This is a genomic window from Streptomyces sp. NPDC057280 (genome assembly GCF_042668605.1).
Taxonomy (GTDB): domain Bacteria; phylum Actinomycetota; class Actinomycetes; order Streptomycetales; family Streptomycetaceae; genus Streptomyces.
On record NZ_JBHUYR010000005.1, the window covers coordinates 126,353 to 153,351 of the forward strand.

At 72.1% G+C, this 26,999-nt stretch carries 23 protein-coding genes; 12 read left to right on the top strand and 11 right to left on the bottom strand.

All coding sequences use genetic code 11. The features are described 5' to 3' along the window. Positions 1-56: 56 nt before the first annotated feature. From ACFUO4_RS28135 to ACFUO4_RS28160, 6 genes are all read right to left on the bottom strand, one after another. Entirely contained in the window at positions 57-1,289 is a 1,233-nt protein-coding gene (locus ACFUO4_RS28135; protein ID WP_383490043.1) for a cytochrome P450, read from the bottom strand. A 70-nt stretch (positions 1,290-1,359) separates the two neighbouring features. Beyond that, a complete protein-coding gene (locus ACFUO4_RS28140; protein WP_383490046.1) occupies positions 1,360-2,565 on the bottom strand; it encodes a cytochrome P450 in 1,206 nt (401 codons plus the stop codon). Then, entirely contained in the window at positions 2,562-3,251 is a 690-nt protein-coding gene (locus ACFUO4_RS28145; RefSeq protein ID WP_383490049.1) for an ATP/GTP-binding protein, read from the bottom strand. Before ACFUO4_RS28145 ends, ACFUO4_RS28140 begins: the two co-directional genes overlap by 4 nt. Next, a complete protein-coding gene (locus ACFUO4_RS28150) occupies positions 3,232-3,579 on the bottom strand; it encodes a DUF742 domain-containing protein (protein WP_079306839.1) in 348 nt (115 codons plus the stop codon). Before ACFUO4_RS28150 ends, ACFUO4_RS28145 begins: the two co-directional genes overlap by 20 nt. Continuing rightward, entirely contained in the window at positions 3,576-3,983 is a 408-nt protein-coding gene (locus ACFUO4_RS28155) for a roadblock/LC7 domain-containing protein (RefSeq protein ID WP_079306837.1), read from the bottom strand. Before ACFUO4_RS28155 ends, ACFUO4_RS28150 begins: the two co-directional genes overlap by 4 nt. Then, the gene (locus ACFUO4_RS28160) at positions 3,980-5,764 is read right to left on the bottom strand and encodes an ATP-binding protein (RefSeq protein ID WP_383490054.1); all 1,785 of its coding nucleotides are present in this window, start codon (positions 5,762-5,764) and stop codon (positions 3,980-3,982) included. Before ACFUO4_RS28160 ends, ACFUO4_RS28155 begins: the two co-directional genes overlap by 4 nt. 198 nt (positions 5,765-5,962) lie before the next feature. Between ACFUO4_RS28160 and ACFUO4_RS28165 the strand changes: the two genes are divergently transcribed. Continuing rightward, entirely contained in the window at positions 5,963-8,950 is a 2,988-nt protein-coding gene (locus tag ACFUO4_RS28165; RefSeq protein ID WP_383490057.1) for an FAD-binding and (Fe-S)-binding domain-containing protein, read from the top strand. Here ACFUO4_RS28165 and ACFUO4_RS28170 read toward each other — a convergent pair. Then, positions 8,947-9,501, bottom strand: coding sequence for a GNAT family N-acetyltransferase (locus ACFUO4_RS28170; RefSeq protein ID WP_383490060.1), 555 nt, complete (start codon positions 9,499-9,501; stop codon positions 8,947-8,949). The genes ACFUO4_RS28165 and ACFUO4_RS28170 overlap by 4 nt on opposite strands. 61 nt (positions 9,502-9,562) lie before the next feature. Between ACFUO4_RS28170 and ACFUO4_RS28175 the strand changes: the two genes are divergently transcribed. The 3 genes from ACFUO4_RS28175 to ACFUO4_RS28185 all read left to right on the top strand — a co-directional run bounded on the left by ACFUO4_RS28175 (position 9,563) and on the right by ACFUO4_RS28185 (position 14,300). Continuing rightward, positions 9,563-10,687, top strand: coding sequence for a lipid II:glycine glycyltransferase FemX (locus tag ACFUO4_RS28175; RefSeq protein WP_383490063.1), 1,125 nt, complete (start codon positions 9,563-9,565; stop codon positions 10,685-10,687). Positions 10,688-10,806: 119 nt separating this feature from the next. Beyond that, on the top strand, positions 10,807-11,766 hold the full coding sequence (locus ACFUO4_RS28180; RefSeq protein WP_383490738.1) for a DMT family transporter: 960 nt from the start codon (positions 10,807-10,809) through the stop codon (positions 11,764-11,766). Between the two features lie 95 nt (positions 11,767-11,861). Next, positions 11,862-14,300 carry a hypothetical protein gene (locus ACFUO4_RS28185; protein ID WP_383490066.1) on the top strand — a complete coding sequence of 813 codons (2,439 nt, stop codon included), beginning with the start codon at positions 11,862-11,864 and terminating at the stop codon, positions 14,298-14,300. Here the strand turns inward: ACFUO4_RS28185 and ACFUO4_RS28190 are convergent. From ACFUO4_RS28190 to ACFUO4_RS28200, 3 genes are all read right to left on the bottom strand, one after another. Next, positions 14,257-14,463 (bottom strand): DUF397 domain-containing protein, encoded by a 207-nt coding sequence (locus ACFUO4_RS28190; RefSeq protein ID WP_383490069.1) that lies wholly within the window; start codon positions 14,461-14,463, stop codon positions 14,257-14,259. The genes ACFUO4_RS28185 and ACFUO4_RS28190 overlap by 44 nt on opposite strands. Continuing rightward, positions 14,423-15,268, bottom strand: coding sequence for a helix-turn-helix domain-containing protein (locus tag ACFUO4_RS28195; protein ID WP_383490072.1), 846 nt, complete (start codon positions 15,266-15,268; stop codon positions 14,423-14,425). Before ACFUO4_RS28195 ends, ACFUO4_RS28190 begins: the two co-directional genes overlap by 41 nt. Before the next feature lie 132 nt (positions 15,269-15,400). After that, positions 15,401-16,165: a hypothetical protein gene (locus tag ACFUO4_RS28200; RefSeq protein ID WP_383490075.1), complete on the bottom strand. Its 765-nt coding sequence runs from the start codon at positions 16,163-16,165 to the stop codon at positions 15,401-15,403. Between the two features lie 159 nt (positions 16,166-16,324). Here ACFUO4_RS28200 and ACFUO4_RS28205 point away from each other — a divergent pair, with 159 nt between their 5' ends. From ACFUO4_RS28205 to ACFUO4_RS28240, 8 genes are read left to right on the top strand one after another with little or no spacing between them, the layout of a single operon-like run. Then, positions 16,325-17,119 (top strand): TIGR03084 family metal-binding protein, encoded by a 795-nt coding sequence (locus ACFUO4_RS28205; RefSeq protein ID WP_383490078.1) that lies wholly within the window; start codon positions 16,325-16,327, stop codon positions 17,117-17,119. Beyond that, positions 17,116-18,786 carry an acyclic terpene utilization AtuA family protein gene (locus ACFUO4_RS28210; RefSeq protein ID WP_383490081.1) on the top strand — a complete coding sequence of 557 codons (1,671 nt, stop codon included), beginning with the start codon at positions 17,116-17,118 and terminating at the stop codon, positions 18,784-18,786. The genes ACFUO4_RS28205 and ACFUO4_RS28210 overlap by 4 nt, the downstream gene beginning before the upstream one ends. Further along, on the top strand, positions 18,783-20,381 hold the full coding sequence (locus ACFUO4_RS28215; protein WP_383490084.1) for an acyl-CoA carboxylase subunit beta: 1,599 nt from the start codon (positions 18,783-18,785) through the stop codon (positions 20,379-20,381). Before ACFUO4_RS28210 ends, ACFUO4_RS28215 begins: the two co-directional genes overlap by 4 nt. Positions 20,382-20,389: 8 nt before the next feature. Further along, entirely contained in the window at positions 20,390-22,234 is a 1,845-nt protein-coding gene (locus tag ACFUO4_RS28220) for a biotin carboxylase N-terminal domain-containing protein (RefSeq protein WP_383490087.1), read from the top strand. After that, positions 22,231-23,370, top strand: coding sequence for an acyl-CoA dehydrogenase family protein (locus ACFUO4_RS28225; RefSeq protein ID WP_079310516.1), 1,140 nt, complete (start codon positions 22,231-22,233; stop codon positions 23,368-23,370). The genes ACFUO4_RS28220 and ACFUO4_RS28225 overlap by 4 nt, the downstream gene beginning before the upstream one ends. Positions 23,371-23,399: 29 nt before the next feature. Then, positions 23,400-24,968 carry a 4-coumarate--CoA ligase family protein gene (locus ACFUO4_RS28230; RefSeq protein ID WP_383490092.1) on the top strand — a complete coding sequence of 523 codons (1,569 nt, stop codon included), beginning with the start codon at positions 23,400-23,402 and terminating at the stop codon, positions 24,966-24,968. After that, positions 24,965-25,711: an enoyl-CoA hydratase family protein gene (locus ACFUO4_RS28235; RefSeq protein WP_383490095.1), complete on the top strand. Its 747-nt coding sequence runs from the start codon at positions 24,965-24,967 to the stop codon at positions 25,709-25,711. The genes ACFUO4_RS28230 and ACFUO4_RS28235 overlap by 4 nt, the downstream gene beginning before the upstream one ends. Further along, entirely contained in the window at positions 25,699-26,355 is a 657-nt protein-coding gene (locus ACFUO4_RS28240; RefSeq protein ID WP_383490098.1) for a TetR/AcrR family transcriptional regulator, read from the top strand. Before ACFUO4_RS28235 ends, ACFUO4_RS28240 begins: the two co-directional genes overlap by 13 nt. Positions 26,356-26,368: 13 nt before the next feature. Here ACFUO4_RS28240 and pdxH read toward each other — a convergent pair whose 3' ends face one another. After that, on the bottom strand, positions 26,369-26,998 hold the full coding sequence (gene pdxH / locus ACFUO4_RS28245) for a pyridoxamine 5'-phosphate oxidase (protein WP_383490740.1): 630 nt from the start codon (positions 26,996-26,998) through the stop codon (positions 26,369-26,371). Position 26,999: the final 1 nt, after the last annotated feature.

Sequence of the window (26,999 nt, forward strand, 5' to 3'; positions counted from 1 at the left end):
GATGAGACGACTTCCCCGGCCCGTGGAACTGTCGGGATCCACGACCTCCACGACGCCTACGACTCCCGCGGGGCCGTCAGCCGTACCGGCAGTTCGAACAGGTCGTTCTGTGTCACCACCGGCTTGTTGCGGAGTTCTGTCGCCGGGACTGCCAGGTCGAGGTCCGGGAAGCGGTCGTAGAGGGCCGGGAGGGCCACGCCCGCTTCCAGGCGGGAGAGGGCGGCGCCGGGGCAGACGTGAGGGCCGTGGCCGAAGCTGATGTGGCGGTTGGGGGAGGTGCGGGTGATGTCGAACTCGCCCGCCGTGGGGCCGTGGGCCCGCTCGTCGCGGCCGATCGCGGCGTACGACACGATCAGCGCGTCGCCCGCCGGGAGGACCTTGTCGCCGACCTGGACGTCCTCCGTCGCGAAGCGGATCAGGACGTGGGAGGTGGGAGTGGAGTGGCGCAGCGTTTCCTCGACGACGGAGGACCAGTCGACCTCGCCCGCCAGGACCAGGGCGCGCTGGACCGGGTGGAGTGACAGCTGGACCACCGCGTTGACGATGAGGGAGATCGTCGTCTCGTGGCCCGCCGCGACCATCAGCTGGAGCGTGGAGACGATCTCCTCGTCGGTGAGGTGGTCGCCGTTCTCGGAGGCCTGGATGAGGGCCGAGGTGAGGTCGTCGCCGGGTTCGGCGCGCTTGGCGGCCACGGTCTCCGCCATGATGCCCGCCAGCTCCATCAGCGTGGCGATGACCTCGTCCGGCGGCGTCTGCGTCGAGAAGAACTTCTCGAACAGCTCCTTCAGGCGGGGCAGCTTCTCCTCGGCCAGGCCCATGAGGTCGGCGATGACGTACATGGGAAGCGGGTAGGCGAAGGCCGCCTTCAGGTCGACGGTGTCGCCCTCCAGATCGTCGAGCAGCTTTTCGGTCAGCGCCGTGATCCGCTCCCGCATCTCCTCCACCCGGCGCGGCGTGAGTGCCTGCGCGACCAGCGTGCGCATCCGGCGGTGGTCGGCGCCGTCGACGGTCAGCATGGAGCGGCCCGGGTTGGCCAGGCCGATCAGCGGCCAGTCCGCCGGGATCTCGCCGCGCTGCCAGGCACCCCACACGTTGATGTCCTTCACCAGCCGCGGGTCGGTCAGCAGCGCCTTCGCCTCGGCGTGATGCGTGACCGCCCAGACGGGCACCCCGCCGGGCAACTCCACGGCGGCCAGCGGCCCCGCCTCCCGCAGCCGCGCGCTCTCGCCGTCCAGGTCGGTGACGAACGGGTCGAGGGCTATGCGCGTCTGTTCCAGGTCAGTGGTCATGGGGTCTCCAAGAGGACGTAGATGGCAGAGCGCGGGCACAGGCGGGAAGCGGACCGGTACCGGCGTGGGCTCAGTGGGTCGGCACCGGTGTGAAGCGGACCGGTAGGGCGGTCAGGCCGCGCAGCCACGGGGAGGGGCGGCGGGTCAGGGAGTCGGCGGGGACCGCGAGGTCGATGTCGGGCAGGCGGTCCAGGACGACCTCGATGCCGGTGCGCGCGATGACCTCGGCGATCTCCTGCGCGGGGAACGGGCACCGGTGCTCGCCGTGTCCGAAGGAGAAGTGGGCGCTGTTGCCGCCGGTGAGCGTGGAGCCGTCGGTGCGGACCTGCGGGTCGGAGTTGGCGCCCTGGAGGCCGAGCAGCAGCAGGTCGCCGGCGCGGACCCGGCGCCCGCCGAGCTGGGTGTCGCGGGACGCCCACCGCCCGGCGACGTTCTGGGTCGGCGTGTCCTCCCACAGGACCTCGTTCATGGCGTCGGCGACACTGTTGCGGCCGCCGAACAGGGAGGCCGCGAACCGTTCGTCGGTCAGCATCAGCCGCAGCGAGTTGCCGATCCAGTCGGCGGTGGGCTGGTGGCCCGCCGCCATCATGACCATCAGGTCCTGGGCGATCTCCTCGTCCGTGAACCCGCCGCGGTGGGCGAGCATCCGCGAGACCACGTCGTCGGCCGGTGCGGCACGCCGGTCGGCGAGGAGCCGGAACATGGAGCCGGCGAGGTGCGTCTGGCCCGCGAGGGCCCGCTCCCGCCCGTCGATCATGTCGTTGAGGGCGGTGACCAGGCCCGGACCCTGCTCGTCGGAGAAGCCGTACAGCCGGGCCAGGACCCGGACCGGCAGCAGCATCGCGTAGTTGCCGACGATGTCCGTCTCGCCCTCGGCGCACACCGCGTCGATCAGCTCGTCGGCGAACTTCTCGGCGTAGGCCCGCAGTTCGGAGGGGCTCACCGCCTCCAGCGCCTCGCTGATCATCGCCGCCCGCTCGCGGTGCCGTTCGCCGACCGTGTAGAGGATCGACGGCTGCTTGCGGCCGATCATCGGCAGCAGCGGCCAGTCGTCGGGGATGCGGTCCCACTGGTTCCACAGCTCGGAGTCCCGGCTGAACAGCACCGGATCGCCGGTGACCTGGTGCAGCTCGCGGTAGCCGAGCACCAGCCAGGCCGGGATGTCGCCGTCGAGCACGACCGGCGTGACGGCACCGTGGTCGCGCCGCATCTCCCGGTACAGCCGCGCCGGTTCGGTCTGGAACCTGGGGCCGCTGAGGGGTACGGGGGCGGTCACCGCGTCAACTCCTGTTCGGATACGGGGGCGTGGGTGGCGTACGCGTCCTGTTCGCGTACGTTCTGCGTCTTGCCGGGGCCTTGGGCGGCGTACGTGTTCCGGACGTGCTCCACCAGTGTGATCAGGACCTGCTTGCCCGAGGCCCGGGAGCGGGCGTCGCAGTCGAGCAGCGGGACCTGCGGATCGAGGTCGAGGGCGTCGCGGATCTGCCGCGGGGCGTAGGCCGGGCCGCCGAAGTCGTTGCAGGCCACGACGAACGGCGTGCCGTGGTGCTCGAGCCGGTCGATGGCGTACCAACTGTCGTCGATACGACGGGTGTCGACGAGGACGACCGCGCCGAGCGTCCCCGAGAACAGCCGGTCCCACAGGAACCAGAACCGCTCCTGACCGGGGGCGCCGAAGAGGTACAGCACATTGCGGGCGTCGAGCGTGATGCGGCCGAAGTCGAAGGCGACGGTGGTCGCCGACTTCCCCCGGATCTCGCTGATGTCGTCGATGTGCTCACCGGCCCGGGTCATCGTCTCCTCGGTGTTGAGGGGACGTATCTCGCTGACCGAGCGGACGAGGGTGGTCTTGCCGACGCCGAAACCGCCGACGACGACGATCTTGAGGCCGTTGTCGGCGGTGGCACCCAGAGGGGTGCGGGCGGCTGCCTCGACGGCTGCCTCAGAGGTTGCGGAGTCCAACGAGCACCTGTTCCAGGACGTCGGGATCGGGGACGGCGGCTTTACGGGGATGGCGGGCGCTGACGCGGCCCGCCGTGAGCAGGTCGCCGAGCAGGATCTTGGTGATGCTCACCGGCAGTTTCAGCTCGGCCGCCAACTCGACGACGGCCGTCGGCAGTTGGGTCAGCCGCAGGATCGCCGCGTGCTCCGACTGCATGCCGGGGGTCGGATCGCACTCGGCGACCACGAGCGTCACCAGGTCGAAAGGGCTGTCCGCGGTGGTGTGCGCACGGCCACCGGTGAGGGTGTACAGACGGTCGGGTGAGTCGTCCCTGCCGGGGCGGCTCATGACGTCCGGGGCTGCGCGGTCAGATGGGCGCCGAGCTGTTCGACGAGCTCGCTCATGTTGTGCCCGACGAGGCCGGCGTCCGCGTCCTCGGTGGTGACGACGGCCAGGTGAGCGCCCTCGCCGGCCTCCACGATGAAGAGGACACCGCCGTAGAACTCGGTCATCGCCGACCGTACGCCGCCGGTGCCGTCCCCGAACTCCACGGACGCACCCTGCGACAGGGCCTGGATGCCGGCGGCGATCGCGGCGAGCTGGTCGGCCTGGTCGACGGTGAGCTCCGGCGTCCGGCACAACTTCAGTCCGTCCCGAGAGAGGACGAGCGCGTGCCGCGCGCCCGGGGTGCGCTCCAGCAGGCCCTCGATGAGCCAGGTGAGCTTCTCGTCGGCGGTGGTCGTGCCGGTCATGACGTGGGGTCGCCTTCCGGGGTGGGGTGGGTGTGGGCCGGGGTGGACGGTTCGGGGGTCTCCGCGGGCGCCGGAGTGGCGGGGTCGCTCTGGTCGGTGAGGGTGTTGCGCACGGCTTGGCGGAAGCTGCTGAAGCGGACGGCTCGGGCGGGGGCGCCGTCGGCCGGCCTGGCGTGTCCGGTGGAGCCGGTGAACCCAGCGGCACTGGAGAAACCGGGGACACCGGTGGCGCGCGGGGAGCCGCTGGACCCGGCCGCTTCGGCGGCACGCGCGCGCACCCGTTCCCGCTGCTCCCGCTCGGCCTCGGCGAGGGCGCGACCCCTGCGGCGCTTGGGCAGTCCGTCGGGGAGTCCTTCGGGAAGTCCTTCCGGGCCGCCTTCGGAGCGGTCCTCGGAGCGACCTGCGGGCAGGTCGTCGGGAAGGGTGGCGGCGCTGTGGTCGGGGGACTCGTGGGTGGGAACCGGGTCGGGGGCCGGGACGGACGGCGCGTCCGGGGCCGCCGGGTCCGCCTCCGTGCTCGGTTCCGGTCCGGCCGAGGTGCTGCCGGCCCGTACCGCCGTACCCGCTGCCGTCTCCTTGACCGCTCCCGCTCCCGCACCCTCCACCGGAGGAAGCGTCAGCGCCCCCTGCGGTGGGGTCGCGAGTTGTTCCGGTACGAGGATGTCCTGGGGGACGAGCATCAGGACGCCGGTGCCGCCGCGGGCCGAGGGGCGGAAGGAGACCGTGAGGCCGTACTTGCGGGACAGGCGGCCCACGACCGCGAGGCCGAGGCGGGTGCCGGTGAGGCCGCCGAGTTCGGCGTCGTCGCCCGACACCGCCCGTTCGGCGCGCCGGAGTTGGACCTCGCCCATGACGAGGCCGCTGTCCTCGACGGAGACGATGACCCCGGCCGGGACCTCCTCGACGTACACGTGGACCTCGGCGGTCGGCGGCGAGAAGTTCGCGGCGTTGTCGAGGAGTTCGGCGAGCGCGTGCATCACGCCTTCGGCGGCGTGCCCGGCGACGGCGGCCTCGCAGGCGGAGTGCACCCGCACCCGCCGGTAGCCGCTGATGCGTCCCATCGCGCCGCGCAGGATCGACTCCATGGCGATCGGGCGGGCCCAACGGCGGCCGGAGCGGGCGCCGGTGAGGACGGCGACGGAGTCGGCGAGGCGGCCCGCCTGGGCGGTGCGGTGGTCGAGGTGGAGGAGGTCGGCGAGGACGTCCTCGTCGTCGTGCCGTTCCTCCATGGCGCGCAGGTCGGCGAGCATGCCGGTGGCCAGGGCCTGCATGCGGCCCGCCGCGTTGGCGGTGGCCGACAGGGCGGTGGACCGCTCCTGCTCGGCGCGCCGGGCGCGCTCGGTCAGGCGGGCGTTCGCGGCGGTGAGGCGGGCCCGCTGCTCCTCCAACTCGGCGGTGAGGCGGGCGCGTTCCCGGGTGAGTTCGGCGGTGTGCCGGGCCCGCTCGTGGGTCAGTTCCTCGGTCAGCTGCACGCGCTCCTGGTCGAACTCCGCGCTCTGCCGGGCCCGGTCCTGGAGCAGCCGCCCGGCGTCGAGGGTGACGGCTTCGAGGCGGCGGCGGGTGATCCGGGTGTGCTGCCTGGCGTGGACGGCCACGGCGACGGCCGCGGTCAGCAGCAGCGCGCCCGCACCGGCACCGAGGGCGAGCGGGAGGCGTACCGACTCCGGTGCCCGGGCCACGGCGCCGGCGACCGCGAGCGCGGCGAGGACGGCGGTGAGCAGCGGGGCGGGCAGGAGGGCGCGGGCGGTGGGTCGTTCGCCGGGCAGGTTTGGGGCGGTCATGAGTCGGGTCCTCGGTCGGGGGCCGCTGTGCATTCCTGGGCGAGAAGCGACACCTGTCGCTCAATTAGCGGTCACTATATGGGAGTTGGTGATCAAACTGGGCAGGTTCTGGAGGCGTTCACAGATTCCGGCGGCGCGCGGTGGGTTCGTCGCCGTCGGTGTTTCGTCACTGTCAGTGGTCGGATGCATGCTGGTGCCATGACGGATCTCGAGTCGGCGCTGCGGGCGGCCGTCCGGGGTGAGGTCGGGTTCGACGTCACGTCCCGGGCGCTGATGACCATGGACGCGTCCAATTACCGGCGGGTCCCGCTGGGGGTGGTGGCGCCGAGAGACGCCGACGACGTGGCGGCGGTCCTCGCGGTGTGCCGGGAGCGCGGCGTGCCCGTGGTGCCGCGCGGCGGCGGGACGTCGATCGCCGGCCAGGCCACCGGCACCGGCGTGGTGCTGGACTTCACCCGCCACATGAACCGCCTGGTCTCCCTCGACCCCGAGTCCCGTACGGCGGTCGTCCAGCCCGGCCTGGTCCTGGACCGCCTCCAGGACGCCGCCGCCCCGCACGGCCTGCGTTTCGGCCCCGAACCCTCCACCCACAGCCGCTGCACGCTCGGCGGGATGATCGGCAACAACTCCTGCGGCTCGCACTCGGTCGCCTGGGGCACGACCGCCGACAGCGTCCGGGAACTCGACGTGATCACCGCGCGCGGGCTGCGGCTGCGGCTCGGGCAGGACTGGGCCGGCGCCCCCGACGGCCTGCGCGACCTGGTGGCAGGCGACCTCGCCCGGCTGCGCACCGGCTTCCCGGAGCTGCCCCGCCGCATCTCCGGGTACGCACTGGACGCGCTGCTGCCGGAGCACGGCGCCGACGTCGCCCGCGCCTTCTGCGGCAGCGAGGGCACCCTCGGAGTGCTCACCGAAGCGGTCGTACGCCTTGTGGCGGCGCCCCGCGCGCGTGCGCTGGCCGTGCTGGGGTACGTGGACGAGGGCGCGGCCGCCGAGGCCGCCGCTGGGCTGCTGTCCCACCATCCCCTGACCGTGGAGGGCATGGCGGCCGACCTGGTGCCCTCGGCGGCCGCCCTCCCGCGCGGCGGGGCCTGGCTGTTCGTGGAGACGGGCGGCGACAGCGAGGCCGAGGCACGCGCGCGGGCGGAGACGGTCGTGCGGGCGACGGACGTCGTGGACGCGCTGGTGGTGACCGACCCAGCCGGACAGCGGGCGCTGTGGCGCATCAGGGAGGACGCCTCCGGCACGGCGACCCGGATGCCGGACGGCTCCGAGGCCTGGCCCGGCTGGGAGGACTGCGCGGTGCCGCCACGCCGACTGGGCGCGTACCTGCGGGACTTCAGAAGCTTGCTGGGCGCGCACGGCTTGCGCGGGACGCCGTACGGCCATTTCGGCGACGGCTGCATCCACGTCCGCATCGACTTCGACCTGCTCACCGACAAGGGCGTCGCCCGCTTCCGCCGCTTCTCCGAGGAACTCGCCGACCTGGTCGTGGCCCACGGCGGCTCACTGTCCGGGGAGCACGGCGACGGGCAGGCGCGGGCCGAGCTGCTGCCGCGGATGTACGGCACGGAGCTGGTGTCCCTCTTCGAGCGCACCAAGGCCGTCTGGGACCCGGACGACCTCCTCAACCCCGGCATGCTGGTCCGCCCGGCCCCGCTGGACACCAACCTCCGCTTCTCGGTCCTCCCCCGCGAACCGGTCGACGTGGCCTTCGGCTACCCCGGCGACGGCGGCGACTTCTCGGCGGCGGTCCGCCGCTGCGTGGGCGTAGCGAAGTGCCGTACGACGTCCGCGGGCGCCGGGGTCATGTGTCCGTCCTTCCGGGCGACCGGCGAGGAGGCGCACTCCACGCGCGGCCGCGCCCGGCTGCTGCACGAGATGCTCGCGGGCGAGGTGGTGACCGACGGCTGGCGCTCGGAGGAGGTGCGGGAGGCGCTGGACCTGTGCCTGTCCTGCAAGGGCTGCCGCTCGGACTGCCCGGTCGAGGTGGACATGGCCACGTACAAGGCGGAGTTCCTGCACCACCACTACGCCGGGCGGCGCAGGCCGGCCGCCCACTACGCGATGGGTTGGCTGCCGGTGTGGCTGCGGGCGGTGGCGCGTACGCGCACGGCGTGGGCGGTCAACGCGCTGGCCGCCGTGCGGCCGTTGGCGTGGGCGGCGAAACGGCTGGGCGGGATCGCGCCCGAGCGGCGGCTGCCGCGGGTGGCGGGGGAGACGTTCACGGCGTGGTGGGGGAAGCGGGGCGGGGGGCGTGGGACCGGCGGCTTGATTCGAGGGCGTGTGCCGGGTGGCCGGACCCAGGGGCGTATGGCTGACAGCCGGGCCAGGGGGCGTACGGGCGATGGCCGGGCCAGGGGGCGTACGGGCGATGGCCAGACCCGGGGGCGCATCGCCGGCGGAGCCTCTGCCGTGCTGTGGCCGGACACCTTCACCGAGCACCTGTCACCGCAGGTGGGGCAGGCGGCGGTCCGGGTCCTGGAGGCGGCGGGCGTCTCCCTGGTCCTCCCGCCCACCCTTCACACCCCCTCACCCGCCTTCGCCCCGCTCACGGCCCGCCGCGGCCGGGTCTGCTGCGGACTCACCTACGTCTCCACGGGCCAGCTCGACCGTGCCCGTACGGTCATGCGCCGCACCCTCGACCTGATGGCGCCGGTGCTGGAGACGGACCTCCCGGTGGTCGTCCTGGAGCCGAGCTGCGCGGCGGCGCTGCGCACGGACCTGCCGGAACTCCTCCACGACGACCCGCGCGCGGCCGCACTGTCGTCCCGCGTCCTCACCTTCGCGGAGGCGCTGCAACGCCTGGCCCCCGACTGGACGCCCCCGCGTGTGAACCGCCCGGCGGTCGGCCAGACCCACTGCCACCAGCACGCGGTCCTGGGCGATGCCGCCGATCGCCGCCTGCGGGAAGCGGCGGGCCTGGAAGGCGAGTTGAGCGGCGGCTGCTGCGGCCTCGCGGGCAACTTCGGTTTCGAGGCGGGGCACTTCGAGGTGTCGCGGGCCTGCGCGGAGGACCAGCTGCTACCGGCCGTGCGCGCCGCCGCCGACGGCTCGGTGGTCCTGGCGGACGGCTACTCCTGCCGGACGCAGTTGGAACAGCTGGCGGGGGTACGGGGGAGGCATCTGGCGGAGGTGCTGGCGGAAGGGCTGGAGGAAGGGATGGAGGAGGACTTGAACCCCTAGACGACCGCCTCCGCCTCCCACTCCTCCCGCATCACCCCGAACAGCACCCTGTCGTACCGCTCGCCCCCCACCAGCACCGCACCCCGGCGCCGGCCCTCCTCCCGGAAGCCCGCCCTGGTGAAGGCGCGGACGGCGCGGGTGTTGCCGCTCCAGGTGTCGAGTTCGACGCGGTGGAGGGGAAAGCTGCCGAACAGGTGCCCCACCAGCAGCCGCAGCGCCTCCGAACCGTGGCCGTGGCCCCAGCGGTCCCGTTCGCCGATGGTGACGCCGACCGTGACCACCCCGGCGTACGGATCGAGGTCGCGGTAGTCGGCCATGCCGATCACCGTGCCGTCGGCCAGGTCCTCGACGGTCAGGACGGCCGATTCCCGCGGGATCAGCCGCAGCATCGTCTCGAAGGCGAGTCCCACGGCCTCGGCCGTGACCGGGCCGAACATCGGGTCGCCGCCGGTGGCCCAGTGCACCACCTCCGGGTCGTTGCGCCACCGCAGATGATGCTCCGCGTCCTCCGCCCGCAAGGCGCGCAGCCTCACCAACTTGCCTTCGATCATGCTGGAACCCTAGATCGCCGGCGTGTCCACCAGATGCCCAGCCCTGTGAAGGAGTTCGCGCATGCCCCTGCGGGTCCGTCCCATCCCCCGCCCCGACCACCTCGCCTTCATCGCCGCCCGCCCCTCCGCCAGCCACACGCAGATCCCCGCCTGGGGCGAGGTGAAGCCGGACTGGCGGGCGGAGAGTCTCGGGTGGTTCGACGAGGGGGAGCGGCTGGTGGGGGTGGGGCTGGTGTTGTACCGGCCGGTGCCGAAGCTGAGGAAGTACCTCGCGTATCTGCCCGAGGGGCCGATCGTCGACTGGTACGACCCCGAGCTCGGCGAGCGCTGGCTGGAGCCGATGCTCGCGCACCTCAAGCAGCAGGGCGCGTTCTCGGTGAAGATGGGGCCGCCCGTCGTCGTGCGCCGCTGGAGCGCCGACGCCGTGAAGGCCGCGATCGCCGACCCGGCCGCCCGGCGGCTGCGGGACGCCGAGGCGACCTCGTACGAACCCCGGGCTTTCGATGTCGCCGACCGGCTGCGGCGGGCGGGCTGGCAGCAGACGGAGCCGGGCGGGGAGGACGGCTTCGCCGCCGGACAGCCCCGGTACGTGTTCCAAGTGCCGTTCGCCGGGCGGTCGTTGGACGAGATCCACCGCGGCCTCAACCAGCAGTGGCGGCGCAACATCAAGAAGGCCGAGAAGGCGGGAGTCGAGGTCGTCCGCGGCGGCCCCGGGGATCTCCCGGCGTTCTACGCCCTCTACACCGAGACCGCCGAACGCGACCGCTTCATCCCGCGCCCGCTCGCCTACTTCCAGCGCATGTGGACCGTACTCAACGCCGAACACCCCGACCGCATGCGCCTGTACCTCGCCCGCCACGACGGCGATGTCCTCGCCGCGGCCACGATGCTCACGGTCGGTGAGCACGTCTGGTACTCGTACGGCGCCTCCACCGCCCACAAGCGCGAGGTCCAGCCGAACAACGCGATGCAGTGGCGGATGATGGCCGACGCCCATGAGCTGGGTGCCGCCGTCTACGACCTGCGCGGCATCACCGACACCCTGGAGGACTCCAACCACCTCCTCGGCCTGCTCCGCTTCAAGGTCGGCACGGGCGGCGAGGCCATCGAGTACCTGGGGGAGTGGGACTTCCCGATCAACCGGCTGTTGCAGAAGGCGCTGGACCTGTACATGGCGCGGCGGTAGGGGGCGGCTCCGGACGGGTCAGTGGCAAAAGGGGTTCACGTTCCTGTCGGAGTCCATTACTCTGGACTTGACAGTACATCGCGATGAACGTCCCGCGTGCCGAACCCCTGGAAGGCCCCGTGACCACCCCCAGCACCGCCGCCGACTCGCCCGCGGCAACCCCGGTTGCCGAGACCTCAGCCGCCCGGCCGCCGACGGGCGCCACCCCTCGCCGACGCTCCCTCGGCTCCATCGGCCTGGTGCTGTCCGCGGGCATCTCCGTGCAGTTCGGCGGTGCCCTCGCGGCGAGCCTGATGCCGCGCGCCGGGGCGCTCGGCGTGGTGACGCTGCGGCTGGTGGCGGCGGCGATCGTGCTGCTGGTGGTGTGCCGGCCGCGGGTGCGCGGGCACAGCCGCGCCGACTGGGCCACGGTGATCGTCTTCGGGCTCACGATGGCCGGGATGAACGGCCTCTTCTACCAGTCCATCGCCCGCATCCCGCTCGGTCCGGCGGTCGCCCTGGAGGTCCTCGGCCCCCTCGCCCTGTCGGTCCTCGCCTCCCGCCGCGCGATCAACCTGGTGTGGGCCGGGCTGGCCCTCGCCGGTGTCGTGCTGCTCAGCGGTGGCGGCTTCGGCAGCCTCGACGTCGTGGGCGTCCTCTTCGCCCTGGGCGCGGGCGCCATGTGGGCGGCGTACATCGTCTTCAGCGCCCGCACCGGCCGCCGCTTCCCGCAGGCCGACGGGCTCGCCCTCGCCATGGCGGTCGCGGCGGTGGTGTTCCTGCCGCTCGGCATCGTCGAGTCCGGCACCAAGCTGCTCGACCCCACGACCGTCGCTCTGGGCTCGGCGGTGGCCGTCCTCTCCTCGGTCCTGCCCTACACCCTGGAACTCATCGCCCTGCGCCGCCTGCCGGCCTCCACCTTCGCCATCCTCATGAGCCTGGAACCGGCCATCGCCGCGACGGCCGGCTTCCTCGTCCTCAGCCAGGCCCTGTCCGCGACGGAGGCGGTCGCGATCGCCCTGGTCATCGCGGCCAGCATGGGGGTGGTCCTGACGCAGACGGGGCGGGGCAAGGCGAAGGTTCAGGAGGACGGTTCCTGAGACGCGTGGGAAGCTCGGGCCGCCTCCCGGACAGTCGACTTCTCGTACATTCGGCGCATTGTCAGCAGCCGTGGGCAGCCTCACCCTGATCTCTCATGGACAACGGAACACCGGGCGCGCACGTCGGCGAGCCACCCTCGCCAAGGCCGGTAGAACTGGTCGAACTGGTCATACCCGGCACCGGCGTCGTGGACCGCGAGGAGGTTCTCCGGCCACCCGGTGTACGCCAGGTGAGCGGGGACGACAGCGCGGGCTGGTACCGGCCCGCGGAGGAGGACACGGACGGGCCGCGCACCGTGCGGGAGGTGTACGACTGGCCCCGGCTGCTGATCGGCGGGGCCGGCCGGGCCGCCTGGCTCTTCCTCCTGCCATTTCTCGTGATCAACCTGGTGACGTGGATGCAGCCACGATTACCGGAGCGCTCATGGCAGGGCTCCCTGTACAGCTTCGGAGCGCGGCTGCTCGGACTCTCCCTGACGGTGATGCTGGTCGGCGTGTTCGGACAGGCGGCCATGGACCAGGTCGTCTGGCAGTGCGGAGCCGAAACCGCCGAGTGCGTCTCGGGCAACTTCGCGGTGACCGCGGCTCGTGAGCCGGACACCGGGACGAGCCTGGCCCTTGCGGCCCTCGCGCCTCTGATCGTCGGCACCCTGATGGCGTTCAGCGCCCGGGACGCCAAACGCGAGTATCGCCCGGTGCTCAGGACAGCCTCGCGTGAGGACTACGAGCAGGCCGAGGAGGAGGACCGGCACCGGCGCAACGGACACCGCACCCGGCGGCCCCTGGAGGTCCGCGGCTTCTGGGAGCACAACACGCGGGCGAAGGGCCTGACCACACGGCACCTGTGCGCGGGACTGCTCACGGTGGCCATGCTGCTCATCGTCCCGCCGCTCCAGTACGACCTGCGCGAGGGCGACGCCACCCTGGCCCTGGCTCTGTTCGTGCTGACCCTGGTGATTGCCGTCCTCGTGGTGATCGACGGCCCGTACTTCCGCGCCAGCTACGTCCAGCGCGACGGAACCATGGGCGAACCACGGCGAAGGCTGCGATGGCCTCTGCGGTACGCGAAGGGGGCTGTCGGCGGCTGCTTGGCGGTGACGGTCGGCGCCATGGTGTGCAGCGCGGTGCCGGACCGGGACTGGGACGCCGCCCGCGAGCGCTCCACGATGCTGCCCGGCATGGGCGCGGAGGCGAACTACGTGGTGATCGCCCAGGGTGTCGGCCTCGTACTCATGGTCATCGCCTGCCTCGCCATGGTCCGCGGGGAGACCGGTTCGGCGTCCAGGACGACCCTGTACGGGCTGCTGGGGCCCGTGGTGGGCGTGCTGGCCTGCTTCGTGGGCTGGCTGTACACCGCGGCGTTCTCCCTGTGGCTCCAGGGCTGGCTCACCCCCGACGGTGACCCGTACGCGGCCCTCATCCCGCGAGCCGTCCAGGTGGTCGCGGCGGCCTTCCCGCTGGTCGTGTTGCTCGGCGTGGCGGTGGGTGCGGTCGCCGCCGCGTGCACGGCCCTGCACCGCCCCTGGCTGCGGAACGTCTCGCCCCCCGCCCCCGACCCCGACGCGGACCCCGACGACGTCCTCGACAACCAACGCCAGTGGAAAAGGCTCCGGTTCGCCGAGTACGCCGGAGTCCGTGCCCTGATCTGGTATGACCGCGGCCTGGCCACCCTCGCGGTCCTGGTCGTCCTTTTGACCTGCGCGATGTACGGGGCCTACTGGGTCGGCGACGGCTCCTGGCTGGCGGGCGTACGGGACGTCATGGTCGACGTACTTCAGCAGTTGACGACGCTCGGAGCCGTCATCCTCGTGGGTCTCGTCGCGGTGGCCGTGTTCGCCGTACGAGCCGTCGTGCTGCGCCCCGAGATGCGCCGGAACGCGGGGCTGGCCTGGGCCTTCGGCGCGTTCTGGCCGCGTGCGGCGCACCCGTTCACCCCGGCGGCCTGGGCGGTGCGCACCGTCCCCGAACTCGTGCACCGGATCGAGTACCTGCTGGACGAGGAGGGCCGCGACAGACGCCTCTTGATCCAGGCGCATTCCATGGGATCCGTGATCGCCGTGGCGGCCCTGTGGCAGGTGCGGCCCGACCTGCGCTGGCGCATCGCCCTGCTCACCACGGGCAGCCCGGTCGGTGTCGTGTTCCAGCGCCACTACCCCGGCTACGCGCCCGCCGAATCGGTCCACGCCCTGAAGGCCCTGCACGCCTGGATCAACATTCACCGTACGACCGACGTGCTGGCGGGACCCGTTGTCGGGAGCGCCGCGGAGGACGGCACGTTCGAGGACGTGGAGTGGAAGGACGGGGTGGACCCGGCGGCCGAGCCCGCCATGACGGAACCAGGACGCACCACGGGCCAGCCCGTCTTCTGGCCCCTCGAACGCCACCTGGCCTATCGACGGGCGCCGAGGCTCCGCCCGATCCGCGGGCGCCTTCTCGACGCCCTCGCCGGGGCGCAGCCACCACCGCCTCCGGCCGTCCCGCCGTCACGCGTCAACGGAGGACACCGTCACCGGCTGCCGTCACGAAGCGAGTGAAGGCTTCCTGGGTGACGAAAAACGCCCCGGCGTGGGGGTTCTTGGAGTCACGGACGGCGATGTGGGGGGCGAGCTGAGCTACCTCGACGCAATCACCGCCGCTGCTTCCGCTGTACGACGACTTACGCCACTGCGCTCGCGTCACGTCCAGGTTGCTCCCCATAGCGTTCCTCCATTACGCGGGCGATCAGAGCGGCCGAGTCCCGCGGTGCGAGAGCCGCGGCCTGCAGGCGAGCGTAACCGAGGGAACGCTCTTTGATCACCGACGGATTGGCCGTCATATGGCCTTGGTCGTAGCTCTCGCTGTAGTGCAGGTCGGGATGGTCGTCGAACCGGAGCAGGTTGAACGAGCCCATCATCCCGGCATGCGACCCCGCCGAGAACGGCAGCACCTGGATCTCCATCCACTGTCGCCCGAACAGGTCCAACAGGTGTGCCAGTTGCTCCCGCATGACCTCCCTGTCGCCGATCTCGCGATACAGCACGGCCTCGTCCAGCACGACCCACAGCACCGGCGGCTGCTCCCGCGCCAGGATGCGCTGCCGGTCCATTCGTGCCGCCACCATCTCGTCGAGCCGGTCCGAGTGCTCCACAGCGAGTACGGCTCGGGCGTAGGCGTTCGTCTGCAGGAGCCCGTGGACCAGCTGGCACTGGTACGTCGAGATGTACGCCGCCTTCGCCTCCATCTCCGCATACGGCTGAAACCAGTTCGGCAACTGACTCCGCAGCACCAGCCCTACCAGCCTCGAGAACATTCCGTCCGTCCCCAGCGCGGCGTCCACCCGCTCCGAGAACTCCCGCTGCGGAACCTTCGTCGCCGTCTCGATCTGCCCGATCAAAGACCCCGTACAGAACACGATCGCCCCGAGCTGCGCCAGAGTGAGCCCCGCTTCCTCCCGCCGTCTGCGCAGCTCGTACCCGTAGTAGTCCAGAGGCGATGCGGTGGGATCAAGTTCGCGGATGTGCATGTGACCACCTCCCGTCACCGAGCGTAGCGACTCGCGCACGTACGGATCGCGGGTTGTGGAAAACAAGTCGATGCAAGCGCTGAAGCTTGTCCGCGCATGCGCTCGCCGTCGCCCCGGCCGTCGAACTCCCGGTCATCCCGCCGCCGCATCCCCCGGCAGCTCCGGTGCGCGCACCATCCGCAGGAACGCCTTCACCCCCGCGATGATCTCCTGGTTGTCGGTGAGGCGGTTCACCGTGGACTCGAACTCCCGGCCCAGCGCGGCAATCCTGCGATCGGCCTCCTCCGCCCGTTCGTACGCGCTCATCGCCAGCGCGTCCACGGTCCGGCGCAGTTCCGCGAGGGCCCGGTACTGTTCCTCGGCCTTCTCCTCCAGCACCCGCGTCCCCGTCTCGGCACGGTCGAGGCGGGCGTTCAGCTCGACCACGTCGTCCCGCGGATACGTGACGTCCTTGAGCAGCGCCCCGAGCCGCCTCCGGAGCTGGCCGAACCAGGCGCCGGCCGGGCGAAAGAACGTACTCAGCAGGAAGAACGCTGCGAACCAGTAGCCGGTGAACGCGCCCGTCGCCCAGGTGACCGCGACGACGACCGCCGCCGTCACCACATGCCCCGCCACCGCCGTCCGCAGCATCGCGCGGGCGATCCGCCGGGCCTCGGCATCCCGGGTCGGGGAGATCTCCAGGCCCTTCTCCCGGCTCACCGCGATCTCCGCGAGCACGGCGTGCGCCCGGAAGTAGAGGTTCCACGGCACGGTCAGCAGAAGCAGCAGCCACAGCAGGCTCAGCACCCCCGCCCCGGCCCCGAACACCACATCCGCCGGCGCCCCCGCCAGATACGCCACGACCAGCGCCACCCCGGCCGCGACCACGGCCCCGACCCCCGCCAGAAACCTGCCCATGCCCCACCTTCCAGGTCGGATGCCCACCCTCGTCCATCGTTCCCGCGCGGCCCGGCGGCGGCATGAGTAGCCGTACTCACTCATCACCCATTCAACGGGACCGAAAAAATAATGCAAGCACGCTTGCTTGTTTATGGTGTCGGTGCCATCCTCGCTGCCATGGCAGACCCCACGCCCGTCATCGACGACCTGTGCGCGGAGAGCGAGGAACTCGATCTGCTCGTCGCTGAGTTGAGCCCGGAGCAATGGTCCTCGCCGACCCCCGCCCCCGGCTGGACCGTCGCCCACCAGATCGCCCACCTCGCCTGGACCGACCACTCCTCCCTGCTCGCCGTGACCGATCAGGCTGCCTTCTCCCGCGAGGTCGAGAAGGCGCTGGCCGCACCCGGGGACTTCGTGGACAACGGTGCCGAGGAGGGCGCGGCGAAGCCTCCGGAGCGGCTGCTCGCGTACTGGCGGGCGGGGCGCGAGGATCTGGCCGACGCGCTGCGGGCCGCCCCCGACGGCGCCCGCTTCCCCTGGTACGGCCCGCCCATGTCCACCGCCTCCATGGCCACCGCCCGCCTGATGGAGACCTGGGCCCACGGACTGGACGTGGCCGACGCGCTGGGCGTCACCCGCGCCCCCACCGACCGACTGCGGCACATTGCCCGACTCGGCGTCCGCACCCGCGACTTCGCCTTCGGAGTGCACGGACTGACCCCGCCGTTCGAGGAGTTCCGGACAGAACTCACGGCGCCGTCCGGCGAGTTGTGGACCTACGGCCCCGAGAACGCCACCGACCGCGTCACCGGCCCCGCCCTCGACTTCTGCCTCCTGGTCACCCAGCGCGCCCACCGCACCGACCTCGCCCTGACCGCCGTGGGCGAGGACGCCGACCGCTGGCTGGACATCGCCCAGGCCTTCGCGGGTCCGCCGGGCGGCGGACGCCCGCCGAAGGGGACGGCCGAGTGAACACGCTGCGCATCGGCAACGCCTCCGGCTTCTACGGCGACCGCTTCGACGCCATGCGAGAGATGCTCACCGGCGGTGAACTCGACGTCCTCACCGGCGACTACCTCGCCGAGCTGACCATGCTCATCCTCGGCCGCGACCGGCTGAAGGACCCCGGCGCCGGGTACGCCCGCACGTTCCTGCGGCAGTTGGAGGAGTGCCTCGGCATCGCCCAGGAGCGGGGCGTACGCATCGTCGCCAACGCCGGGGGCCTCAACCCGGCCGGACTCGCCACCCGCGTAGGGGAGGTGGCCGACCGGCTCGGCATCGCCGTCCGCGTCGCCCACGTCGAGGGCGACGATCTGACCGCCGCCCACCCGGGCAGCCTCGCCGCCCACGCCTACCTCGGCGGCTTCGGCATCGCGGAGTGCCTGCGCGCGGGCGCCGACGTGGTCGTCACCGGGCGGGTGACGGACGCGGCCCTGGTCACCGGGCCCGCCGCGGCCCACTTCGGCTGGGGGCCGACCGACTACGACCGGCTCGCGGGCGCGGTCGTCGCCGGGCACGTCCTGGAGTGCGGGACGCAGGCGACGGGCGGCAACTACGCGTTCTTCCAGCAGGGCGATGTCCGCCGCCCCGGCTTCCCCCTCGCCGAGCTCCACGAGGACGGCACCGCCGTCATCACCAAACACCCCGGCACCGGCGGCTTCGTCGACGTCGGCACGGTCACCGCGCAGCTGCTGTACGAGACCCAGGGCGCCCGGTACGTCGGACCCGACGTCACCGCCCGCCTCGACACCGTCCGCCTCACCCAGGACGGCCCCGACCGCGTCCGGATCTCCGGCGTCCGCGGCGAGGCCCCGCCGCCCACCCTCAAGGTCGGCCTGAACAAGCTCGGCGGCTTCCGCAACGAGGTCGTCTTCGTCCTCACCGGCCTCGACATCGAGGCGAAGGCGGCGCTGGTGCGGGCGCAGATGGAGCCCGTCCTCGGCAAAACAGCCGACGTGCGCTGGGAGTTGGCCCGCACCGACCGCCCGGACGCCGACACCGAGGAGACCGCGAGCGCCCTGCTGCGGCTTGTCGTACGCGACCCCGACCAGGACGCGGTCGGGCGGACGCTGAGCGGCGCGGCCGTCGAACTCGCCCTCGCCAGCTACCCCGGCTTCCATGTGCTCGCCCCACCCGGAAAGGGCGCGCCTTATGGGGTCTTCGAGGATGTGTACGTCCCCCATGGTGCCGTCGACCATGTGGCGGTCCTCCACGACGGCCGCCGTATCCCTGTGGCGCCGGCCCAGGACACCGTCGTACTCGAGAACCCGCCGGAGCCGTCCCTGCCCGAGCCGTTGCCCGACGGCCCGGTGACCAGGGCGCCCCTCGGTCTCGTCGCGGGAGCCCGTAGCGGGGACAAGGGCGGCGACGCGAACGTGGGGGTGTGGGCCCGGACCGACGAGGCCTGGCGGTGGCTCGCGCACACGCTCACCGTCGACCGGTTCAGGGAACTCCTGCCGGAGACCGCCGACGTGAAGGTCACCCGGCACCAGCTCCCGCATCTCCGCGCCCTCAACTTCGTCGTCGAGGGCATCCTCGGCGCCGGTGTCGCCGCCCAGCACCGCTTCGACCCGCAGGCCAAGGCGCTCGGCGAATGGCTGCGCTCCCGCCACTTGGACATCCCGGAGGCCCTGCTGTGACCGTCCTGTCGTCCGCGCTGGACGTGAAAGGCGCCGACTACCTCGCCCACCGCGAGGCCATGCTCGACAAACTGGACGAGCTGACCGCCGAGCACAGCAAGGCGCTGGCCGGGGGCGGTCCGAAGTATGTGGAGCGGCACCGCAAGCGCGGCAAGCTGCTCGCCCGCGAACGCATCGAACTGCTCCTCGACCCGGACACGCCCTTCCTCGAACTGTCCCCGCTGGCCGCGTGGGGCAGCGAGTACCCGGTCGGCGGCTCGCTCGTCACCGGCATCGGGGTCGTCGAGGGCGTGGAGTGCCTGATCACCGCCAACGACCCGACCGTGCGCGGTGGGGCCAGCAACCCGTGGTCGCTGAAGAAGGCCCTGCGCGCCAACGACATCGCTCTCGCCAACCGGCTCCCCTGCATCAGCCTGGTGGAGTCCGGGGGCGCCGACCTGCCGTCCCAGAAGGAGATCTTCATCCCGGGCGGTGCCATCTTCCGCGATCTGACCCGGCTTTCGGCCGCCGGGATCCCGACGGTCGCGGTCGTCTTCGGCAACTCCACGGCGGGCGGGGCCTACATCCCCGGCATGTCCGACCACGTGATCATGGTCAAGGAGCGCGCCAAGGTGTTCCTCGGCGGTCCGCCCCTCGTCAAGATGGCCACCGGCGAGGAGAGCGACGACGAGTCGCTGGGCGGCGCGGAGATGCACGCGCGCGTGTCGGGCCTCGCGGACTACTTCGCCGTCGACGAGCGGGACGCCCTGCGGCAGGCGCGCCGCGTGGTCGCCCGCCTCAACCACCGGAAGGCGTACGACGACCCGCCCTTCGCCGAGCCGCCCAAGTACGCGGCGGACGAACTCCTCGGCATCGTCCCCGGCGACCTCAAGACCCCCTTCGACCCGCGCGAGGTCATCGCCCGGATCGTCGACGCCTCCGACTTCGACGAGTTCAAACCGCTGTACGGCACCAGCCTGACGACCGGCTGGGCGGCCCTGCACGGCTATCCGATCGGCATCCTGGCCAACGCCCAGGGTGTGCTCTTCTCGGAGGAGTCCCAGAAGGCCGCCCAGTTCATCCAGCTCGCCAACCAGCGCGACATCCCCCTCCTCTTCCTCCACAACACCACCGGCTACATGGTCGGCAGGGAGTACGAGCAGGGCGGCATCATCAAGCACGGCGCGATGATGATCAACGCGGTGTCCAACTCGAAGGTCCCGCACCTGTCGGTGCTCATGGGAGCGTCGTACGGCGCCGGGCACTACGGCATGTGCGGCCGCGCCTACGACCCGCGCTTCCTCTTCGCCTGGCCCAGCGCCAAGTCCGCCGTGATGGGCCCGCAGCAGCTCGCGGGCGTCCTGTCGATCGTCGCCCGGCAGTCGGCGGCGGCGAAGGGACAGCCGTACGACGACGAGGCCGACGCGGCCCTGCGGGCCATGGTGGAGCAGCAGATCGAGTCCGAGTCGCTGCCGATGTTCCTCTCCGGCCGCCTCTACGACGACGGCGTCATCGACCCGCGCGACACCCGCACGGTCCTCGGCCTGTGTCTGTCGGCCATCCACACGGCGCCGTACGAGGGTGCGCGCGGCGGCTTCGGCGTCTTCCGGATGTGAGGGATCACTTGATAGGGACTGTGCTCGTCGCCAACCGGGGCGAGATCGCCTGCCGCATCTTCCGCACCTGCGGTGAGTTGGGAATCCGAACCGTCGCCGTGCACGCGGACCCGGACGCGAACGCCCGCCACACGCGCGTGGCCGACACCGCGGTACGACTCCCCGGGGCGACCCCCGCCGAGACCTACCTGCGCGGCGACCTGATCGTGAAGGCCGCCGTCGCCGCCGGCGCGGACGCCGTGCACCCCGGCTACGGCTTCCTCTCCGAGAACGCCGACTTCGCGCGCGCCGTCCTGGACGCCGGACTGGTGTGGATCGGTCCGCCGCCCGAGGCGATCGAGGCGATGGCGTCCAAGACGCGCGCGAAGGAGCTGATGGGGCTCCGGCCGCTGGGGGAGGTGAGCGCGTCCGACCTGCCGGTGCTCGTGAAGGCGGCCGCGGGCGGCGGGGGGCGCGGGATGAGGATCGTGCGCCGTCTTGAGGAGCTGGGCGCCGCACTGGAGGGCGCGCGCGCCGAGGCCGCGAGCGCCTTCGGGGACGGCGAGGTGTTCGTCGAGCCGTACATCGAGAACGGCCGCCATGTCGAGGTGCAGATCCTCGCCGACACCCACGGCACGGTCTGGGCGCTCGGCACCCGCGACTGCTCCCTCCAGCGCCGCCACCAGAAGGTCATCGAGGAGGCGCCGGCGCCCGGGCTCTCCCCGGGGCTCGAAGAGGAGCTGCGCACGCTGGCCGTGCGCGCCGCGCGCGCCGTCTCCTACGTCGGCGCGGGCACCGTCGAGTTCCTCGTCGCCGACGACAAGGCGCACTTCCTGGAGATGAACACCCGCCTCCAGGTCGAGCACCCGGTGACGGAGGCGGTGTTCGACGTGGACCTGGTCGCACTCCAGATCGCCGTCGCGGAAGGACAGCCCCTCCCCGCATCACCTCCACACGCGCGTGGCCACGCCGTCGAGGCCCGCCTCTACGCCGAGGACCCGGCCCAGGACTGGGCCCCCCAGACCGGCACCCTGCACCGCCTCACGGTCCCCGGCGTCCGCCTGGACACCGGCTACGAGGACGGCGACGAGATCGGCGTCCACTACGACGCGATGCTCGCCAAGGCCGTCGCCCACGCCCCCACCCGCGCGGAGGCGATCCGCAAACTGGCGGGCGCCTTGGAACGGGCCCAGATCCACGGCCCGACGACCAACAGAACCCTCCTCGTGAACTCCCTGCGGCACGCGGAGTTCACGACGGCGGCCATGAACACGGCGTTCTACGACCGCCACCTCACGTCGTTGACCTCGACGCCCCCCGACCCGCACGCCCCGCTGGCCGCCGCCCTCGCCGACGCCCACGGCCGCTCCCGCTTCGGCGGCTGGCGCAATGTGCCGTCGCAGTCGCAGGTGAAGCGGTACGAGGTCGGCGGCGAGGAGACCGAGGTCCGGTACCGGCACACGCGCGACGGCCTGGAGGCGGAGGACGGGGTGCGCGTGGTGCACGCCGACGCCGGTCTGGTCGTCCTCGAAGCGGACGGCGTGCGGCGCCGGTACGACGTGTCCAGGTACGGCGACGAGGTGTACGCCGGTGCGACCGCGCTGAGGGCGCTGCCCCGTTTCCCCGACCCCAAGGCGCAGCACGCACCCGGTTCCCTGCTGGCCCCGATGCCGGGAACGGTGGTCAAGGTCGCCGAGGGCCTGGCGGTGGGCGCGAAGGTCGAGGCCGGTGAACCGATCGTGTGGCTCGAAGCGATGAAGATGCAACACCGCATTTCCGCCCCGGTCACGGGGACGCTCAGCGCCTTGCATGCGGTGGTCGGCGGCCAGGTCGCCGTCGGTGCCCTGCTTGCCGTCGTAGAGGAGGACCAGTGAGCTTCACCCTGGAGTCGGACGAACACACCGCCCTGCGCGCCGCCGTCGCCCAACTGGGCAAACGCCACGGCCGCCCCTTCGACCGGGAAACCCTCTGGTCCGAGGCCGCCAAACTCGGCTATCTGGGCGTCAACCTCCCCGAACAGTACGGCGGCGGGGGCGGCGGCATCTTCGAACTCTCCCTCGTCCTCGAAGAGCTCGGCGCCGCAGGCTGCCCCCTGCTGATGATGGTCGTCTCACCCGCCATCTGCGGCACCGTCATCGCCCGCTTCGGCACCGAGACCCAGAAGCGGGAATGGCTCCCCGCCCTCGCCGACGGCACCCGCACCATGGCCTTCGGCATCACCGAACCCGACGCCGGCTCCAACTCCCACCGCATCACCACCACCGCCCGCCGCGACCCGGAGACAGGAGACTGGCTCCTCACCGGCCGCAAGGTCTTCATCTCCGGCGTCGACATCGCCGACGCCACCCTGATCGTCGGCCGCACCGAAGACGCCCGCACCGGCCGCCTCAAGCCCTGCCTGTTCATCGTCCCGAGGGACGCCGAGGGGTTCCACCGTCGGCAGATCGACATGGAACTCCAGGCAGCGGAGAAGCAGTTCGAGCTGACCCTCGACGACGTACGGCTCCCCGCCGACGCGCTCGTCGGCGACGAGGACGCCGGTCTCCTCCAGCTCTTCGCCGGCCTCAACCCCGAGCGCATCATGACGGCCGCGTTCGCGATCGGCATGGGCCGGTACGCCCTCGCGCAAGCCGTCGCCTACGCCCGCGACCGCACCGTGTGGAACGCCCCCATCGGCGCCCACCAGGCCATCGCCCACCCCCTCGCCCAGGCCCACATCGACCTGGAGCTGGCCCGTCTGATGATGCAGAAGGCGGCCCACCTCTACGACGCCGGGGACGACGCCGGCGCGGGCGAGGCGGCGAACATGGCCAAGTACGCGGCCGGCGAGGCCTGCGTGAAGGCGGTCGACCAGGCCGTGCACACCCTCGGCGGCAACGGCCTCACGCGCGAGTTCGGGCTCGCCTCGCTGATAACCGCCGCGCGCGTGGCTCGTATTGCTCCGGTGAGCCGGGAGATGATTCTCAACTACGTCTCCCACCAGACCCTGGGCCTGCCCAAGTCGTACTGACCCGGCACAGCGTTGTGCGAGGAGGAACCATGTTCCGCAGCGAGTACGCAGACGTCCCGACCGTCGAACTCCCCATCCACGAGGCCGTACTGGGCCGCGCCGGCGAGTTCGGTGACGTACCCGCCCTGATCGACGGCACGGACGGCACCACCCTCACGTACGCCCAACTGGACGCCTTCCACCGGCAGGTGGCCGCCGGGCTCGCCGAGGCGGGCGTGCGCAAGGGGGACGTGCTCGCCCTGCACAGCCCCAACACGATCGCCTTCCCGACCGCGTTCTACGCGGCCACGCGCGCGGGCGCCTCCGTCACCACCGTGCACCCGCTCGTCACGGCCGAGGAGTTCGCCAAGCAGCTCACCGACTCGGCGGCCCGCTGGATCGTCACCGTCTCCCCCCTTCTCGACACGGCCCGCAGGGCGGCCGAACTCTCCGGCGGAGTCGAGGAGATCTTCGTCTGCGACAGCGCCCCCGGACACCGCTCGCTCATCGACATGCTGGGCACGACGGCGCCCGAGCCGCAGGTCGACATCGACCCGGTCGAGGACGTGGCGGCACTGCCGTACTCCTCCGGCACCACCGGCATCCCCAAGGGCGTGATGCTCACCCACTCCCAGATCGCCACCAACCTCGCCCAGCTGGAACCGCTGATACCGGCGAAGCCCGGCGACCGCATCCTCGCCGTCCTGCCCTTCTTCCACATCTACGGCCTGACCGCCCTGATGAACGCCCCGCTCCGGCAGGGCGCCACCGTCGTCGTCCTGCCCCGCTTCGACCTGGAGACCTACCTCGCGGCCATCCAGAACCACCGCATCACCGACCTGTTCGTGGCCCCGCCGATCGTCCTCGCCCTCGCCAAGCACCCGCTGGTCGCCCAGTACGACCTGTCGTCCCTGCGGCACATCGTCAGCGCCGCCGCCCCGCTGGACGCCCAGCTCGCCGCCGCCTGCTCGCGGCGGCTGAACCTGCCGCCGGTCGGCCAGGCGTACGGCATGACCGAGCTGTCGCCCGGCACCCATGTCGTCCCCCTCGACGGCATGCGCGAGGCCCCCGCCGGCACCGTCGGCAAGCTCATCGCCGGCACCGAGATGCGCATCGTCTCCCTCGACGACCCCGACAAGGACCTCGGCGTCGGCGAGGCCGGCGAGATCCTCATCCGCGGCCCCCAGGTCATGAAGGGCTACCTCGGCCGCCCCGACGCCACCGCCGCGATGATCGACACCGACGGCTGGCTGCACACCGGCGACGTCGGCCATGTCGACGCCGACGGCTGGCTGTTCGTCGTCGACCGCGTCAAGGAACTCATCAAGTACAAGGGCTTCCAGGTCGCCCCGGCCGAACTCGAAGCCCTGCTCCTCACCCACCCGGGCATCGCCGACGCCGCCGTCATCGGCGTCTACAACGACGAGGGCACCGAGGTCCCGCACGCCTACGTCGTCCGCCAGCCCACCGCCACCGACCTCTCCGAAGGAGAGGTCATGATGTACGTCGCCGAACGCGTCGCCCCCTACAAACGCGTCCGCCAGGTCACCTTCATCGACGACGTCCCGCGCGCCGCCTCCGGCAAGATCCTGCGCCGCCGACTGAGGGAGCTCACATGACAGCGCACACCACCCTGATCGGCCGCTCCCGCGCGCGGGGAATCGAGACCCTCACCCTCGACTCCCCGCACAACCGCAACGCCCTGTCGGCAGCCCTGGTCGGCGAGTTGGCGGACGCGCTGACCGACTGCGCCAAGGACGCCGACGTCCGCGCGGTCGTCCTCACCCACACCGGCAACACCTTCAGCGCCGGCGCCGACCTCAAGGACCCACCCCACCCCGACGCGCTGGTGGGCCTCCTGCGCCAGATCGTCGCCGCACCGAAACCCGTCCTGGCCCGGGTCACCGGCCACGTCCGCGCGGGCGGCCTCGGCCTGCTCGCCGCCTGCGACATCGGCGCCGCCTCCACCGAAGCGACCTTCGCCTTCACGGAGGTACGGATCGGGGTCGCCCCCGCCGTCATCTCCCTCCCCCTCCTGCCCCGCACCGACCCGCGCGCCCTCGCCCGCTACTACCTCACCGGCGAGCGCTTCGACGCCCCCGAGGCCGCCCGCATCGGCCTGCTGACGGCGACCGGCGACGACGTGGACGCCGTACTCGAACCCGTCCTCGAAGGACTACGCAAAGCCGCCCCCGAAGCCCTGGCCGAGACGAAACGGCTGCTCACGGTTAGGGTGCTGGAAGCCTTCGACCGGGACGCGGCCGACCTCACCGCGCTCTCGGCCCGCCTGTTCGCCTCCGCGCAGGCCCGCGAGGGCATGACGGCCTTTCTAGAACGACGGGACCCCGCATGGGCGCTGTGAGCACGGTCGGCGACCGCATGGACCGTACCCCGGGCGAACGCACCGACCGTTCCCCCGGCGAACGCACGCCGAAGCAGGACCGCAGCCGGGCCACCCGGCAGCGGCTCCTCGAAGCCGCCGTGGCCTGCCTCGCCGAACACGGCTGGACGGGCTCCACGGTCTCCGTCGTCGCCGAACGCGCGGGCGTCTCCCGCGGCGCCGCCCAGCACCACTTCCCCACCCGCGAGGACCTGTTCACGGCAGCCGTGGAGTACGTCGCCGAGGAACGCTCCGGCGCGATCCGCGCCCTGTTCCCGCAGGGCGCCGCGGGCGACCGCCGGGCGGTCGTGGCCGCCCTGGTCGACCTCTACACCGGCCCGCTCTTCCGCGCCGCCCTCCACCTGTGGGTCGCCGCGTCCAACGAGGAGCAACTCCGCCCCCAGGTGACGGAGTTGGAGGCCCGCGTCGGCCGCGAGACCCACCGCATAGCGGTCGACCTGCTGGGCGCGGACGAATCGAGACCGGGCGTACGGGAGACCGTCCAGGGCCTGCTGGACATGGCCCGCGGCCTGGGCCTGGCCAACCTGCTCACCGACGACCAGGGCCGCCGGGAGAAGGTGGTCGCGCAGTGGACGGCACTGGTGGAGTCGGCGCTCGAGGACTGAGGCGGCGCAGGTCTCAGGGACTGAGCCGCTCCACCCGCCAGCTCCCGTCCGCCTCCGCCACGTACCGCAGCCGGTCGTGCAGCCGGTTCTCCCGGCCCTGCCAGAACTCCACCGTCCGCGGAGCCACCCTGAAGCCACCCCAGTGCGGCGGCACCGGCACCTGCTCGCCCTCCGGATAGCGGGCCGCCAACTCGGCGTACGACGCCTCCAGATCGGCCCGGGTCCCGATCACCGAGGACTGCTCACTGGCCCACGCGCCCAGCTGCGAACCATGCGGCCGGGTCCGGAAGTACGCGGCGGTCTCGTCCCGCCCCGTACGACGCGCGACGCCGCTGACGATCACCTGGCGGGCCATCGGATGCCACGGGAAGAGCAGCGAGACGTACGGGTTCTCGCCGAGGTCACGCGCCTTGCGGGAGGCGTAGTTCGTGTAGAAGACGAACCCCTGCTCGTCGAACTGCTTCAGCAGCACCGTCCGCGAACTCGGCCGCCCCTCCGCGTCCGCCGTCGACACCACCATCGCATTCGGTTCGAACAGATGGGCCTCGGTCGCGGCCTGCTTGAACCAGCGCGCGAACTGCTCCACCGGGGTGGCGGCGAGCTCGGTCTCGGAGAGCCCCTCGGCCCGGTACTGCTTGCGCATG